Here is a 13,878-nt window from a genome sequence, read left to right as displayed (position 1 = left end):
CACCGACGACCAGAACCACATCGACGAAGGACCTTGATGACGACACCGACCGACACCGGGGACCGGGCCGCGGCCCGGCGCAGGCGCCTGCAGACCTACGCCACGTGGATTGAACAGACCTGTAAGAACGATCCCGGCGCGCGCAGCGCCCTGCGCAGCGGCTGGCGACGAGGCATGGATGATGTGCGCCGCATGCACCGCTTCATCGCCCCGTGGCTGTCCCAGGGCTCTCAGACGGCGGAGGCGGAACAGCGTGCCTTCTACGCGGTCGCCGCTATGATCGCCGCGCAGCCGCGCAGCCGCTACACCGACACCACTGCCGAAGCACCTGTGGCCAGCTCCGTCCTGGACGCCGAAGAGCAGACCGGCGAGATGGAGCAGAAGCAGCGTCCGGACCGGTACGGCCCCAGCTTGGGGGCCTCCTTCGCCGCCGCGGTCACCGAGAGCCCGGGGCGTGAGCGGGAGATGCGGGAGTCCGCGGCCGAGGCCCGCCTGAACCTACTGACCCGGCAGAGCATCAACGGCCTGCACCGCCATCTGCCCGGTTCGGTCCGCTACCTGCGGGAGCTGGACGTGCCCGTGGACTGGGCGCAGCTCCTGGACGACCTGATCGCCTGGCCTGCTCATTCCAAACGGATCTCACGCCGCTGGCTCCAGGACTACTACCGCCTGCGCACCCGGGCCCTGCGTGAACAGGCCGACGAGGCCGACCAGCAGGAGACCGACAAACCCGACGCCGAAGCGTGATCCGACGCGTCACCCGGCATCCCCGCCTGTGTAACTGACCATCGTTCGAGGAGAACAGAAATGACCGCATCCCCCCGGTTCCTGTGCGCCCACATCCTGCAGTCCGTCCCGTTCGCCAACCTCAACCGCGACGACGCGAACGCGGTGAAGACCGTGTTGTACGGGGGCGCGCTGCGCACCCGGGTGAGCAGCCAGTCCTGGAAGCGCGCCATCCGGGAGGTGTTCCAGGAGCGGATCGGCCAGGCGGCGCTGCGCACCCGCCGCATCGGCGAACGCGTCACTCGTGAATTGGAGAGCCGCGACTGGCCCCAAGAGCTGGCCGAGCGGGCCGGCGCGCACGTCGCGGCGGCCAGCAGCATCAAGTTCGAGCTGGCCAAGAACCCCGATGACCCCAAGCAGCTCGTGCCCAACAAGGTGCTGACCAACGCCATGGTCTACGTGCCGGAGGCCGCGGTCGCCGAACTGGCCGACCTGGCCACCGAGCATCGCCAGACGCTGGAGCAGGCCAAGGATCTGAAGAAGGCCACCGACAAGAGCGTCTTGCCCAAGGACAAGGTCGACGAGGTGCTGCGATCCCGCAACGGCGTCATCAACCTCTTCGGCCGGATGCTCGCTGAGGTCGACGATGCCGGCGTGGACGGGGCCGTGCAGGTCGCCCACGCTCTGACCACGCACGAGACGGACGTGGAACTGGATTACTTCTCGGCGGTGGACGACATCACCGCCGCCTGGAAGGACTCCACCGGCAGCGGTCACATGGGCCACGCCGAATTCAGCACCGGCACCTTCTATCGCTACGCCACCATCGACCTGCGCGACCTCGCCGCGAACATCGGCGACGAGCCGGAGGCCGCCCGCGAGCTGACCGCCGCGTTTTTGACGTCCTTCATCGAATCCCTGCCGCAGGCCAAGAAGAACTCCACCGCCCCGCACACCATCCCCGACCTGGTCCACCTCACCGTGCGTGCCAACCGCCCGCTCTCCTACGCCGCGGCCTTCGAAGAGCCCGTGGCTAGCAGCGCCCGGGGCGGCTTCGCAGAAAGCTCCCGCACCCGCCTGGCGAAGTACGCAGAGGCCGCGAACACCCTGCTGGGCACGGACGACATCCTCGCCTCGGGCTGGGCCAGCCTGGAGACCAAGGACCTCACCGGGCTGGGCCGGCGCCACGACTCCTTCTCCGAACTGATCACCACCGCCCTCGACGCCGCCCTGGGCCAGCCCACCACCGGAGCGACGGCGTGAACCCCGCCCCCGAACCCGGTCTGCTGCTGCGGCTGTCCGGCCCGCTGCAGTCCTGGGGCGAACGCAGCCACTTCAACGACCGCGACACTGCCCGCTTTCCCACCCGCTCCGGCGTCATCGGCCTGCTCGCCGCCGCCCTGGGACGGCGCCGCGGCGAGCCGCTGGAGGACCTTGCCCGCCTGTCGCTGACCGTGCGCACTGACCGCCCCGGCGTGCTCCTGCGGGACCTGCACACCGTCGGCGGCGGCCTGCCCACCAAAGCCACCGTCACCACGGCTGAAGGCAAGAAACGCACCGGTGACACCGCCACCCTTCTCACCCACCGCACCTACCTTGCCGATGCGGCCTTCACCATCGCCCTCACCGGCGGCCCCGACGACCACGCCCTTCTCACCCACATCGCACAGGCCCTGCGCTGCCCGCAGTGGCCACCGTTCCTGGGCCGCCGATCCTGCCCACCTGAAGGCCCCCTGCTGCTTGGCACCGCCCAGGACGCCCTGCACCACCTGATCCGCCTGCCGTTGGCCGCCTCCCCGCCGAAAAACGACGGCGAAGGCATCGAGTTCCTCTCCGACCGGCCGCTGCACCGCCTCCCCGTCCCAGAAGAGCTGGACAACCGTGAGGGCGAGGACGGAGCGCACCCCTCCGGCGAGGTCAACGACCAACCGCTCTCCTTCCACCCCCGCCACCGGGCCTACCGCGCCCGGCCCCTGTACCGGCGCACCCTCCGCCTGCCCGCCGCCCAGTTCGCGGGCCTGGGCACCGCCCAGCTCACCGCGCTCGGCACCTACCTGCGCGAGCACCTGAACCAGCCCGAAGGGAGCCTGCAGTGAGTGTCTGGCTGACCCGTATCGTCCCCCACCCCACTTCCCGTGACGCCCTGCGCGACCTCGGCGGGGCCCAGGCCGCCGTCGGACTGCACCGCCGCCTGATGTCCCTTTACCCCGACCAGGCCGGCCCGGACCCGCGCGCTCGCTTCGGCATCCTTTTCCGCATCGAGGACACGCCCACCGGACCGCACATCCTGCTCCAGAGCACCCACGAACCCGACCTCACCCGCCTCCCCGACGGCTACGGCACCTCCCTCACCCGCCCCCTCGATCCCCTCCTGGAGGCTCTCCGCCCCGGCCTGACCATCCGGTACCGCTGCGTGGCCAGCGCCGTTCGCAAACCCGGCGCCACCACCCGCCAGCTCTACAACCTGCCCGCCGTCGTCCCCCTCAGCGGCCCACACGCGGAGGAGTGGTGGATCCGCCAGGCCGACACCGCCGGCCTGAAACCCCTCACCCTCCACTCCCAACCGCTGGATGCGGCCCGCGGCACACGCGAAGGCCGGACCGGCAAGCAGCAGCACATCCGCCACGCCCGCACCCGCTTCGACGGCTCCGCCGCCATCCTCGATCCCGACCTGCTCCGCACGAAGATCATCGAAGGCATCGGACGCGGCAAGGCATATGGCTGCGGCCTCCTGAGCATCGCCCCTGCCCGAGGCGCCGCATGAGCACATCCGCCGAGCCGGACACCCAGCGATCCCGTACTGACGCCCGCCGCAGGCTGGCCGCCCCCACCGTCGCCATGCTGCCTCGCATCGCCGACTCCCTGTCCTTCCTGTACCTGGACATCGTCCGCATCCACCAGGACGACACCGGCGTCTGCGCCGAGGTCACCAGCGAACGCCGCGGCACCGAAACCCTCTACCTGCCTACCGCGGCCCTCAGCTGCGTGCTGCTTGGCCCCGGCACCTCTATCACCGCCCGCGCCCTGACTACCCTGGCCCGGCACGGCACCACCGTCCTGGTCACCGGCGCCGGCGGTGTGCGCTGCTACGCCGCCGCCCTCCCCGATTCCCTGACCACTACCTGGCTCGAACGCCAGTCCCGCACCTGGGCCGACGACACCAAGCGCCTGGCCGTCGCCACCGCCATGTACGAAAAACGCTTCGGCCACGGCACCGTTCCACCGGGCACCACCCTCGCCCAGCTCCGCGGCCTGGAAGGCCAGCGCGTCAAAGCCCACTACCGATTGCTGGCCCAGCAATACAAGATCGGCCGCTTCCGCCGCGCCTACGACCCCGCCTCCTGGGACACCCAAGACCCCGTCAACCTCGCCCTTTCTTCCGCCAACACCTGCCTGTACGGCATCGTCCACGCCGCCATCCTCGCCCTGGGCTGTTCCCCCGCCCTCGGCTTTGTTCACCACGGCAACCAACAGGCATTCGTCTACGACATCGCCGACCTCTACAAGGCCGACCTCACCATCCCCCTCGCCTTCTCCCTCCACGCCTCCACCAACCCCGAAGCCCAGGCCCGGCGCTCCTTCCGCGACGGCCTACGCCTGTTCAAACTGCTGCCACGCATCGTCACCGACATCCAAGACCTCCTCGACCCCGGCACCGAACGCGACATCCCCGACCCCGAAGAACAACTCGTCGACCTCTGGGACCCGATCACCGGAGTCGTACCCGGCGGCACCAACCACGGGGCCGACAGATGACCCTCAGGATGAAGGAGCACGCCACATGGCCTCGATGATCGTGCTCTCCGCCAGCGCCGTCCCTCCCCATCTCCGCGGTGCCCTGTCACGGTGGCTTCTGGAAATCACTCCCGAGCTGTATGTGGGAACCGTCTCCGCCCGCGTACGCGACGAGCTCTGGTCCGCGGTTGCGGCCTGCGCGGGAGACGGCACAGCCGTTCTGGCCTACCCCAGCGACAACGAGCAGGGTTTCGAATTGCGCACCGCGGGCACAGCTCGGCGTCTCCCAGTGGACTTCGACGGTCTGACCCTGATCGCCTTCCGACAGGAAGGCAAAGAACTCGCAAATCGCTTCTAGAAGAGCAGGCCAGGAAGGGTCCTCTCCGCGCGAGCGGAGGTGAGCCGATCTCCGAGACGACCAGGGAGGGGGTCACCACGTCCTCTCCGCGCGAGCGGAGGTGAGCCCGTACCGGATGGGCTCGAACATGGTGACGCGGGGTCCTCTCCGCGCGAGCGGAGGTGAGCCGCAGCAGGCGGCCGAGGAGGCCCAGGAGAAGGCGTCCTCTCCGCGCGAGCGGAGGTGAGCCGCCGAGCTCGTGGATGACGACGAGCTGGCCGAGGTCCTCTCCGCGCGAGCGGAGGTGAGCCGCTGTCGATGACGACGGCCTGGTGGTCGTGGTGGTCCTCTCCGCGCGAGCGGAGGTGAGCCGATCATGGACCTTCGCTGGTTCATGTCCCGGGAGTCCTCTCCGCGCGAGCGGAGGTGAGCCGCCCTGGACGTTCCCCTCGACAAGCTCCAGCAAGTCCTCTCCGCGCGAGCGGAGGTGAGCCGTTGCTGCTGAGCGCTGTCTCGCTCCTTGATGGGTCCTCTCCGCGCGAGCGGAGGTGAGCCGCCCGGCGACACCGCCCACCCCGGCCTGCTGGAGTCCTCTCCGCGCGAGCGGAGGTGAGCCGCCGGTACTGCGAGTGCGAGCCGGTCCGTGAGCGTCCTCTCCGCGCGAGCGGAGGTGAGCCGTACGTCGAGGCAGTAGCGTTCGTGCTGTCGCGGTCCTCTCCGCGCGAGCGGAGGTGAGCCGTCCCAGGACGTCACCCCCACCGGCCGGGTCTGCGTCCTCTCCGCGCGAGCGGAGGTGAGCCGCAGCCGGCGCCCCGCCCCACCAACCAGCGGCTGTCCTCTCCGCGCGAGCGGAGGTGAGCCGCTACTCGGTGAGCGGGTCCACCCGAAGACGGGGTCCTCTCCGCGCGAGCGGAGGTGAGCCGGGAGCCGTAGGTGTCGAAGAAGGCCGTCGTGTGTCCTCTCCGCGCGAGCGGAGGTGAGCCGGACTTGGAGGCCGGCCGCGTCGGCGGCGGGCCGTCCTCTCCGCGCGAGCGGAGGTGAGCCGCCGGAGACGTGCCGGCCGATCTGGACGTACCCGTCCTCTCCGCGCGAGCGGAGGTGAGCCGACGTCCGGCGGTGGTGGCCAGGGGAGCGGCAGGTCCTCTCCGCGCGAGCGGAGGTGAGCCGCCAAGACCGGGCTCGAGCAGGCCAAGGCCGACGTCCTCTCCGCGCGAGCGGAGGTGAGCCGACGTGGACCATCCACAGGCCCGCCTGGACGGCGTCCTCTCCGCGCGAGCGGAGGTGAGCCGACGGGGCTGGGCGTGGTGGCGCGCGGCCAGGCGTCCTCTCCGCGCGAGCGGAGGTGAGCCGGCGGTCTCGGTGAACAGCAGGCCGGCGAAGACGTCCTCTCCGCGCGAGCGGAGGTGAGCCGACGCCGGAGCTGGTGTACGGGCCGATGCAGCCGTCCTCTCCGCGCGAGCGGAGGTGAGCCGGCGGAGGTGGCCAAGGCGAAGGCGAACTACCCGTCCTCTCCGCGCGAGCGGAGGTGAGCCGGCCCGTGCGCGGGCTCGTGAATCAGGGGTCCGGTCCTCTCCGCGCGAGCGGAGGTGAGCCGGCCCAGCGCACGCCGTCGGTGTCGGTGCGGAAGTCCTCTCCGCGCGAGCGGAGGTGAGCCGCAGTACAACGATCCCCGCATCTACCCCAATTGGTCCTCTCCGCGCGAGCGGAGGTGAGCCGGGCATGAAGGCGTTGAGGATGCCGGTGAAGCCGTCCTCTCCGCGCGAGCGGAGGTGAGCCGCTGCTGGCGCTCCAGCTCGTCCTGCATGCGCTGTCCTCTCCGCGCGAGCGGAGGTGAGCCGTGGTCCGGGAGCCAGGGCTCGTGATTGTCGGTGTCCTCTCCGCGTGAGCGGAGGTGAGCCGGGCGTGTACTGCATCTCTGCCCCGCTCGACCTGTCCTCTCCGCGCGAGCGGAGGTAAGCCGATCAGCACGACGAACGTGGTGAGCGGCCAGGGGTCCTCTCTGCGCGAGCGGAGGCGAGCCGGACCAGTAACGGCAGGCTCCGGGCAACGGGGAGGTCTCTCCGTGCGAGCGGAGGTGAGCCGTGCCTGGACCACCTGCACAACGGGTGCCCGAGTCCTCTCCGCGCGAGCGGAGGTGAGCCGTACGGGGACCGCGGATTCCGCGGTGTGTACTTGTCTTCTTCGCGCGAGCGGAGGTGAGCCGCAGCACGGCATCGGCACCTTCGACGCCGAGGCGTCTTCTCCGCGCAAGCGGAGGTGAGCCGACCCGTTCGAGTTCGACGGCCGGTTGCACGCCGTCTTCTTCGCGCGAGCGGAGGTGAGCCGCTGTACGAGCGCGCCTGTCTCGGACGGTTGGAGTCTTCTCCGCGAGAGCGGAGGTGAGTCGGCGGAGGCCGCCAGGCTGGAAGGCGAGCGACGATCTTCTCCGTGCGAGCGGAGATGCGCCGCGGTCCATGCACGAGCTGACCGGCGTCCCCGAGCCCTCTCCGTGCGAGCGGAGGTGAACTTTCCCAGACGTACCTGCCCCTGAACCGGCTGCGGTCCTCTCTGCGCGGGCGGAGGTTAGCCGGTGACTCGCACAATGGCGCCTGCGTCACCATCGTCCCTGAGTGCGAGCGGAGGCGAGCAGTAGACATCGTGGGATTGGGCGATTGAGTGCAACCTTTGGTGCCGGCGGTCTCCGCAGCGACTCGCCCATGCCTAAACAGTGCCCACCAGGAACACGGCTACGGGATAACCTTCAGAGGGCTGGCCGTACAGTGCAGCGCTGTCGACGGAAGTCGTCCAAGCCGCGCGGTGGGCTCTGGCGAAAGCGGCTTGGTGCCCCATGATTTCTCGGGTGCCTTCATGGCTGCCCATGGGTGCCTCAGCAGGCGCCGTCCAGCATATTGCGGTCCGCGTCAACCGTATCCTCGTCCACAATTAAGTCGTCGCCGACTGGACGTCTCGCAAGCGGTGACTCAAGCGGCTTCTCGGCAATTGCTTGTGATCCAAGCGCGGACCTCCGCAGGGGAAAATCGCAGCTGTTGCCCTATGCGGAAGCTAGGGATGCGCTCCTTGAGGTGGTTGTCGTATACCCAGGAAGCCGGCTTCCCGAGGAAGGCGGCCAGGGTCGGGACGTCCCAGAGCGGTTCATTCATGGTGTCTCGCTTGAGTGGGCTCGGTGATGGCTGGTCGTAATTTAGGGACCGATTACGGCCGCACCAAACGGGCGGAGTGAAGGTGAAGGAGCCGCTCTCGGCTCAGCGTTACTGTGTACGTACTGTGACGGACAGGCGGGGCAGAGGTGGCGGTCTTCACTCCGACCACAACGGTGCGCTGTTGAACGCTGCGGCGGCCCTCCGGAACCGCCGATGTCAGCACCGATCCAGCGCGACGGCCACGAACGGACCGGAACGGGCGGCAGCGGAAGTCAGCACCAACTCAGCACAGGGCGGCCTGGGGTTCTCCGTCGCCGGAGAACCCCAAGCCGTTGACCTGCGTGTTTGTGAGGGGTCGGACCGTCTGGTAAGGGCCCCGTCGTCCAAATCTTTCCGATTGGAATCAGCCATGGCAAGGGCGGGGGGTGGCTGACTTGCCTCTTGAGGCGCGGGCGGCGGGGTGCGCAAAACGCCTTGAGCGTGGCCTGGAGCCGCTCGTCCTGGAGGCCGTACCAGTGCCGGCGCGGCGGTGTGGGAGTGGGGCCACGTCCGGCTCTTCTCGCCCTGGGCCGAGGTCGTCGACCTCGCCGCCGAGAAGCTGCTCGCGCCCACCGGCTGGGTTCGTCCGGACGGTGCGGCTTACCCCTCCGGCGCGGACTGGGCCGAGCAGTACCTCCAGCCGTTGGCGGCTGTCCTCGGCGACAAGGTCCGCTTCGGCACTCGCGTCACGGGTGTATCCCGCGTCGGCCGCGACCGCGTCGTGGACTCCGGCCGGGAGGACCAGCCCTTCACGGTCCACATCGAGCACGCCGACGACACTGAGGAACGCGTGACGGCCCGGGCCGTGATCGACGCCTCCGGTACCTGGTCCACGCCCGGCCCGCTCGGCGGCAACGGCCTCCCCGCTCTCGGTGAGCGAGCGGCCGCCGACCGTATTTCCTACCGCGTCCCCGACCTCAGTAGCTGTGCTCAATCCCCCGATCCTGTGACGCTCAGTGAGCGGAGGCTTGATGGCCTCCCCCGAGGCGTCGTTTCGAGAGGGGTTCGGAAGTCACTTCCCGAGGCGGTTGGGTGCCCGGTCGTGGCTCGTCTGTCCGCCGTGGTGATGGGCGAGGACTTCCAGCAGTGTCCGGATGGGCGTGTTGGCCTCTGCCGGGCGGCGGAGGGTGCCGTCCAGGTCGAGGGTGTAGTGGGTGCGCCGCCCGACCCGTTCCCGGCTGAGGTATCCGGCTTGTTCGAGGTCCGCGACGATGGCCTGGGCATCGCGTTCGGAGATTTGGCAGGCCGCGGCGAGGTCACGCATGCGGGCTGGGGGGCGGTTGACGGAGCAGAGCACGTGGGTGTGGTTGGTGAGGAGCGTCCACGCTGCGACTTGCCCGTCCGTCACGAACCCTGCTCCTGCGGTGGTGCTCCTGCCCCCCCCGCTTCCCTGCAGGTCAAGAACGATGCAAGTTTCCGGTATTCCCATGCCCGCATTGGAGCCGGGCAGTTGGCGCGCTGGGCTCGAAATGCAGCCCTGTGTGCGCCAGTTGGGCGCTCGGTAGAGGCCGATCCCGCAGCAGAGCGAGCCTGCGGCGCGTCGAGAGCGCCGGGCCCGCTTCCACTCCCGCGGAAGATCCGACGGCCCGGTAGCGCCCCTCGGGGCAATCCGAAGCCGGGAATCCCATGCCCCCGGCTGCCGAGAGGGAGTGCTCCCGTGGCTGAGGCATCGCCGTCAGCCACGCAGGGTGGGCACGCGGCCGCTGCCCCGCTGCAGACCCAACACGCTGGCCAGCGCACGCCGGAGCGCCAATCTGCTGGTCAATGCGCCTGATCCTTGGTTTGAAAAGTGGCCCTACCACCCAGGAGTGGAGATCCCGCCCGACCCCTGTCGAGCACATTCAGTGCGTGTTTACATACGAAGCGTCACAGGTCCTGGATGGCAGGCTGGCCAACCCCAGAGTCGGAAGACATGTGGTGGCCGGCCAGGCTCCGCGACAGGACATTTTCGGATCCGCTGTATGCACCCTGCTCCACTACGGGCACGGTGAGTATCACCGAAAGGATCACCTCTCATGACGTCCACCCTGGCCAAACGCTGGCGAGGCGCCCTCGTCCTGACCGCCGCCGCCGTGGCATCGGTCCCTGTCCTGACCGGAACCGCGGCCGCCGCACCGGGCGACATGAACGCCCCCTACGCTCGCGCGGCCGCCAAGGTTGCCGCCAACGGCGCCGTCCTGGCGTCGAAGAACGTCGCCTCCGTCACCCGCCCCCGCGCCGGCGCTTACTGTGTGAAGGTCTCCGACCCCGCAATCGACCTCGCCAACGCCGCGATCACTGCAAGCATCAACGGAGGCGCCTACGCCCGCACCATCAGCGCGACCGGAGACCCCACCGGCGAGTGCGGCAACGACCCCAGCACCATCACCGTCTACACCTTCTACATCAGCGCCAACCTCTCCGACGCACCTTTCACCGTCGCCGTGCTCTGACCGGCGGACAAGGCGCAGCGTGGACCCGCTCGTGTGGCTGGGCGGACTGAAATTGAGAGGGGCATAGTCGCACCGCGTTGCGAGAGGCGGTCTGCCGGATGGCGGACCGCCTCTCGCTGTAGGTTGCTGACGGATGTCGAAGGTGTGATCGTCGCCGGTGACAGGGGCACCCTGCTGGGCATCTGCCAGGCGCTGGACGCGGTCGGCATCACCGTCGGCATCGAGGCCGGGTCCATCGCCCGCGCCGCCATCAACCGGGCAGGTCTGCAAGACCGGCTGCCACTGCGCAGCGGCGCCCTCCCCCTGTCGGGCCGGAGAGGCCGATGCTTCACCGGCCGAGGGAAGTCCGGCCCGCACCTACTCGCAGAGTCCGCCACCCAACCCAAGGTCACCAGGTACGACCGGAAGACCGCCACTTCGCAACCGAACCATCCCAGTCCCGCCCGAACGCCCGTCCAGCCCGGCACACCCCTGAATGACTCTGCCACCTGTCACCGAACGTCACAGATCCAGGGATTTAGCACAGCTAATCCGTAGTTAAGGACGTTCCGAGGCAGCGGGTGCTTCCCGGGATGTTCGAGTACCGGATCGTGACATCTAAGGGCACCCAGGTGGGCTGCGCCTGAATGTAGATCGAGCGCGCGGTCCTGGTGCTTGGGGCGGTGGCGGTCGCGTGGGCGCCGGGCGGATGCCTATGGCACAGCGAGCACCGCGAAGACCAACCGGAGCAAGGCCGACCAGGACCCGGCCCAGTGGATGCCGCCCTCGGCCGACGCCCGCTGCATCTACCTCGCCGCCTGGGTGGGCACCAAACTCCGCTGGGAGCTCAGCGCCGACCGTACGGAGGTGAAGACCCTCCACGACCTGGCCGCCGGCTGCGGGCAGCAGTACGTCCAATACGAACACCCCCAGGACTGACACCACCGCCGTACCGCTCCCGGCCCGCCGTACCCGGTGCAGGCCGGGACCCGTGGTAAATCTCGATCATGGAAATGCCGCGCGAGCCGATGCCGGCCCAGCCGGTCGACACCTTCCACCTGCCGGCCGGCTGGGCCGCGGAGCCGAAATGGGACGGCTACCGGGCCCTGCTCGCCCACGACCAGGACCAGACGCTGCTGCGCTCCCGGCACGGCACCGACTTCACGCCCGGCTTCCCCGAGCTGGTCGCCGCGGCGGCCGCGCTGCCAAACGTCGTCCTGGGCGGTGTTATGTGACCTGCCACTCTGTCTCAGCCTGTCGGCGTCTCATCCGACCTCGGGGAACAGTGGACGACCCGCTATCTGGACGCCCCGTCGCCCAGCTGTGGTCGCTGCCGCCCGAGGAGCGTGAGCACGGCGTTCTGGACGAGGACGTGGCCCGGCTCTCCCCACTCAAGCACGCCAACCTCAACGTGCTGGGCCGCTACAGCATCCGCGCTTCGGTCCCGGCCGACGGCAGGTGCCTTCCCGGTGCGGCAACACTCTGTCTGGACCGACGGCCAGGTGACTTCCGAGTGCTGCCCGGCCCGTCCTGGATCCGTCGCGCCGGGGACCGGGCGGGTCGGGGCCTGCTGGCGGCGTCAGGCGCCGCTGACAACCCGCATGAAGACCGTCGGTTCGGTGTGCTCGTTGAGGTAGGCGTACTGCTGGTCGCTGGCGATGGTGGCGCTCTGCCCCGGCCCCACCACCTGCGGTCCGGTTTCCAGGGCGAGGGTGAGACGGCCGGCGAGGACGTGGTGGATCTCCTGGGCTCCGGGCCGGTCGGGTTCGGCGTCGTAACGGCCGCCTGGGGCGAGGGTCCAGCGCCATAGTTCGGCGCGCGGGTTCTCGGTGGCGCCCAGCAGGAGGGCGGTACTGCCGTCCGGGGCCTCCCATACGAGCGTGCCTTCGGCTTCCGCGCCGGGAGCGTCGTCCTCAGGCAGGGCGAGGGCGGCGAAGTCGGTGCCGAGGGCGAGGGCGACGCGGTCGACGGTGGCGAGGCTGGGGTTGGCTTGGCCGAGTTCGATGTCGGTGAGCATGCGCCGGCTGAGCCTGGCGGCGTCGGCGAGCTGCTGGACGCTCCAGCCCCGCTGTTTGCGCAGCGTGCGGATGCGCCTGCCGATGCGGGTGACGAACTCCTGCGTTGCCTGACTGTCGGGGGCGCTCTCACTGCTCATGGCGAGCACTATAGTGCGCAAAAAGTTGCCACCCGATCGAGTGGGCAATATATTGCTCACCATGCGTGTGATCAGCTCTCCCCGCGTCTCCGAGCAGGCCGTCCTCGCCGCTCTCCGCGACGCCTTCGGGACCCCTTCCCTTACGGCACCGGCTCCGGGCCAGTTCGTCGTCGACCTGCCCGGTGGCGGTGACGTCATCCACTACCCGGCTGTCCTGCCCCATGCCGACGTCTACTCGGTCAAGGTCTCCCCGTACCTGCCCGACCCTGCCGGTCCGGCCGTGGTCACGGCGTGGACGATGCTCGTGAGCCTGTCCACCGGGCAGCCGCTCGCGCTTCTGGACGCCTCCGAGCTGACTGTCGAGCGCACCGCGGCCACCACCGTGCTCGCCGCCGACCTGCTCCTGCCGCCCGGCGCCCGCACCGCGGCCGTCATCGGTTACGGGCGCGTCGGCCGTGCGCACGCCCGCTACCTGCGCCACCTGCGCCCCGGCATGACCGTCCGCGCGTTCTCACCGGAGGGCGTCGACGAGGCCGACGGCGGCGTCCAGGCCGCGGCGAACCTTGAGGACGCGGTGACGGGGGCGGACCTGGTGATGCTGTGCACCTCGGCCGCCGACAATGTGATCGACCCCCGCACCCTGCCCGCAGGCACGGTCGTCACCTCGATCTCGACCAACGCCCCCGGCGCCCGCGAGATCCCGCCCGCCGCCGTCGAGGCCCTCGACGTCTACGTCGACGCGCTCACCACCCTGCAGGTCGCCGCCGACCTGACCCGCGCCGCCGCTGACGGCTGGGACCCCGCCGCCGTGCGCGGCGACCTGGCCGGCCTCGTGGCCGGCCGCGCCCAGGGCCCGAGCGGCGAGCGGCCGGTGTACTTCCGGTCCGTGGGACTGGGCATCGAGGACGCGGCCGTCGCCTGGGCCGCCCTGCACAACGACAACGCCACGACGAAGGGACAGTCCCGGTGAAGATCCGCCCGTTCGCCGTCGAGCAGTGGATGAACGACTACGAGGAGACCTGCCGCTACAACCTCGCCGAGACCTGCGTCCGCTCCCTGACCACCGGCGAACTGCTGCAGATGTCCGGACGGCGGGAGGAGATCCTCGCCGAACTCGACGCCACCCCGCTCACCTACGGCCCCATCCCCGGCAGCCCCCGCCTGCGCGGCCTCGTCGCCGGTCTCTACGAGGACCAGGGCCCGGACAACGTACTGATCACCCACGGCGCGATCGGCGCCAACGCACTCGTGCACACCACCCTCGTCGAACCGGGCGACCACATCGTGGCCGTCGTCCCCACCTACCAGCAGCACTACTCCATCCCGGACAGCTAC

General features: G+C 69.8%; 14 protein-coding genes, 2 pseudogenes and 1 CRISPR repeat array. Of the genes and pseudogenes, 13 read left to right on the top strand and 3 right to left on the bottom strand.

Features of this window, described 5'->3' with window-relative positions:
- The first annotated feature begins 36 nt into the window (after positions 1-36).
- The 6 genes from casB to cas2e are packed head-to-tail and all read left to right on the top strand — an operon-like array spanning position 37 to position 4,819.
- Complete coding sequence (casB, locus tag IF04_RS0134995; protein ID WP_030267599.1) at positions 37-747, top strand: type I-E CRISPR-associated protein Cse2/CasB; 711 nt, start codon at positions 37-39, stop codon at positions 745-747.
- 60 nt (positions 748-807) lie between these two features.
- A complete protein-coding gene (cas7e, locus tag IF04_RS0134990; protein ID WP_030267597.1) occupies positions 808-1,989 on the top strand; it encodes a type I-E CRISPR-associated protein Cas7/Cse4/CasC in 1,182 nt (393 codons plus the stop codon).
- Positions 1,986-2,822, top strand: coding sequence for a type I-E CRISPR-associated protein Cas5/CasD (gene cas5e, locus IF04_RS0134985; protein WP_030267594.1), 837 nt, complete (start codon positions 1,986-1,988; stop codon positions 2,820-2,822). The genes cas7e and cas5e overlap by 4 nt, the downstream gene beginning before the upstream one ends.
- The gene (gene cas6e, locus IF04_RS0134980) at positions 2,819-3,490 is read left to right on the top strand and encodes a type I-E CRISPR-associated protein Cas6/Cse3/CasE (protein ID WP_030267592.1); all 672 of its coding nucleotides are present in this window, start codon (positions 2,819-2,821) and stop codon (positions 3,488-3,490) included. The genes cas5e and cas6e overlap by 4 nt, the downstream gene beginning before the upstream one ends.
- A complete protein-coding gene (gene cas1e, locus IF04_RS0134975) occupies positions 3,487-4,482 on the top strand; it encodes a type I-E CRISPR-associated endonuclease Cas1e (protein ID WP_051831841.1) in 996 nt (331 codons plus the stop codon). Before cas6e ends, cas1e begins: the two co-directional genes overlap by 4 nt.
- Before the next feature lie 25 nt (positions 4,483-4,507).
- Positions 4,508-4,819, top strand: coding sequence for a type I-E CRISPR-associated endoribonuclease Cas2e (cas2e, locus tag IF04_RS0134970; protein ID WP_030267587.1), 312 nt, complete (start codon positions 4,508-4,510; stop codon positions 4,817-4,819).
- Between the two features lie 18 nt (positions 4,820-4,837).
- Positions 4,838-7,123: direct repeats of the CRISPR family, unit length 29 nt; unit sequence GTCCTCTCCGCGCGAGCGGAGGTGAGCCG.
- A 635-nt stretch (positions 7,124-7,758) separates the two neighbouring features.
- Here the strand turns inward: cas2e and IF04_RS40495 are convergent.
- Positions 7,759-7,938, bottom strand: a complete 180-nt coding sequence (locus tag IF04_RS40495) for a helix-turn-helix domain-containing protein (RefSeq protein ID WP_483855323.1) — start codon at positions 7,936-7,938, stop codon at positions 7,759-7,761.
- A 425-nt stretch (positions 7,939-8,363) separates the two neighbouring features.
- On the opposite strand from IF04_RS40495, the pseudogene IF04_RS40065 reads away from it, so the two are divergent.
- Positions 8,364-8,908 (top strand): annotated as a pseudogene (locus tag IF04_RS40065) (flavoprotein); the annotation flags it as partial.
- A gap of 81 nt (positions 8,909-8,989) precedes the next feature.
- Here IF04_RS40065 and IF04_RS0134960 read toward each other — a convergent pair.
- Positions 8,990-9,325, bottom strand: a complete 336-nt coding sequence (locus IF04_RS0134960) for a helix-turn-helix transcriptional regulator (protein WP_051831840.1) — start codon at positions 9,323-9,325, stop codon at positions 8,990-8,992.
- Positions 9,326-9,992: 667 nt separating this feature from the next.
- On the opposite strand from IF04_RS0134960, the gene IF04_RS0134950 reads away from it, so the two are divergent.
- The 4 genes and pseudogenes from IF04_RS0134950 to IF04_RS40480 all read left to right on the top strand — a co-directional run.
- The gene (locus IF04_RS0134950) at positions 9,993-10,409 is read left to right on the top strand and encodes a hypothetical protein (protein ID WP_030267582.1); all 417 of its coding nucleotides are present in this window, start codon (positions 9,993-9,995) and stop codon (positions 10,407-10,409) included.
- A 756-nt stretch (positions 10,410-11,165) separates the two neighbouring features.
- A complete protein-coding gene (locus IF04_RS38975; RefSeq protein WP_157847766.1) occupies positions 11,166-11,327 on the top strand; it encodes a hypothetical protein in 162 nt (53 codons plus the stop codon).
- Positions 11,328-11,395: 68 nt separating this feature from the next.
- Positions 11,396-11,623 (top strand): ATP-dependent DNA ligase, encoded by a 228-nt coding sequence (locus IF04_RS0134940; RefSeq protein ID WP_106975738.1) that lies wholly within the window; start codon positions 11,396-11,398, stop codon positions 11,621-11,623.
- A 51-nt stretch (positions 11,624-11,674) separates the two neighbouring features.
- A pseudogene (locus IF04_RS40480) lies at positions 11,675-11,856 on the top strand (hypothetical protein); the annotation flags it as partial.
- Positions 11,857-11,967: 111 nt separating this feature from the next.
- On the opposite strand, the gene IF04_RS38970 reads toward IF04_RS40480, so the two are convergent.
- The gene (locus IF04_RS38970) at positions 11,968-12,543 is read right to left on the bottom strand and encodes a helix-turn-helix domain-containing protein (protein WP_030267574.1); all 576 of its coding nucleotides are present in this window, start codon (positions 12,541-12,543) and stop codon (positions 11,968-11,970) included.
- A 61-nt stretch (positions 12,544-12,604) separates the two neighbouring features.
- Here IF04_RS38970 and IF04_RS0134930 point away from each other — a divergent pair, with 61 nt between their 5' ends.
- Both IF04_RS0134930 and IF04_RS0134925 read left to right on the top strand, forming a co-directional pair.
- Complete coding sequence (locus IF04_RS0134930; RefSeq protein ID WP_063829576.1) at positions 12,605-13,513, top strand: ornithine cyclodeaminase family protein; 909 nt, start codon at positions 12,605-12,607, stop codon at positions 13,511-13,513.
- Positions 13,510-13,878: aminotransferase class I/II-fold pyridoxal phosphate-dependent enzyme (locus IF04_RS0134925; protein ID WP_030267569.1), on the top strand; the 369-nt coding region annotated here is incomplete at its 3' end. The genes IF04_RS0134930 and IF04_RS0134925, both read left to right, overlap by 4 nt.

The organism is Streptomyces violens (genome assembly GCF_000717745.1).
In the GTDB taxonomy this organism is placed as follows: Bacteria; Actinomycetota; Actinomycetes; order Streptomycetales; family Streptomycetaceae; genus Streptomyces; species Streptomyces violens.
This window is presented reverse-complemented; position numbering and strand designations above follow the sequence as displayed.

Coding starts and splice junctions, on each gene's coding strand:
- casB (WP_030267599.1), top strand. CDS start 37: ATGACGACACCGACCGACACCGGGGACCGGGCCGCGGCCCGGCGCAGG.
- cas7e (WP_030267597.1), top strand. CDS start 808: ATGACCGCATCCCCCCGGTTCCTGTGCGCCCACATCCTGCAGTCCGTC.
- cas1e (WP_051831841.1), top strand. CDS start 3,487: ATGAGCACATCCGCCGAGCCGGACACCCAGCGATCCCGTACTGACGCC.
- cas2e (WP_030267587.1), top strand. CDS start 4,508: ATGGCCTCGATGATCGTGCTCTCCGCCAGCGCCGTCCCTCCCCATCTC.
- IF04_RS40495 (WP_483855323.1), bottom strand. CDS start 7,938: ATGAATGAACCGCTCTGGGACGTCCCGACCCTGGCCGCCTTCCTCGGG.
- IF04_RS0134950 (WP_030267582.1), top strand. CDS start 9,993: ATGACGTCCACCCTGGCCAAACGCTGGCGAGGCGCCCTCGTCCTGACC.
- IF04_RS38975 (WP_157847766.1), top strand. CDS start 11,166: ATGCCGCCCTCGGCCGACGCCCGCTGCATCTACCTCGCCGCCTGGGTG.
- IF04_RS0134940 (WP_106975738.1), top strand. CDS start 11,396: ATGGAAATGCCGCGCGAGCCGATGCCGGCCCAGCCGGTCGACACCTTC.
- IF04_RS38970 (WP_030267574.1), bottom strand. CDS start 12,543: ATGAGCAGTGAGAGCGCCCCCGACAGTCAGGCAACGCAGGAGTTCGTC.
- IF04_RS0134930 (WP_063829576.1), top strand. CDS start 12,605: ATGCGTGTGATCAGCTCTCCCCGCGTCTCCGAGCAGGCCGTCCTCGCC.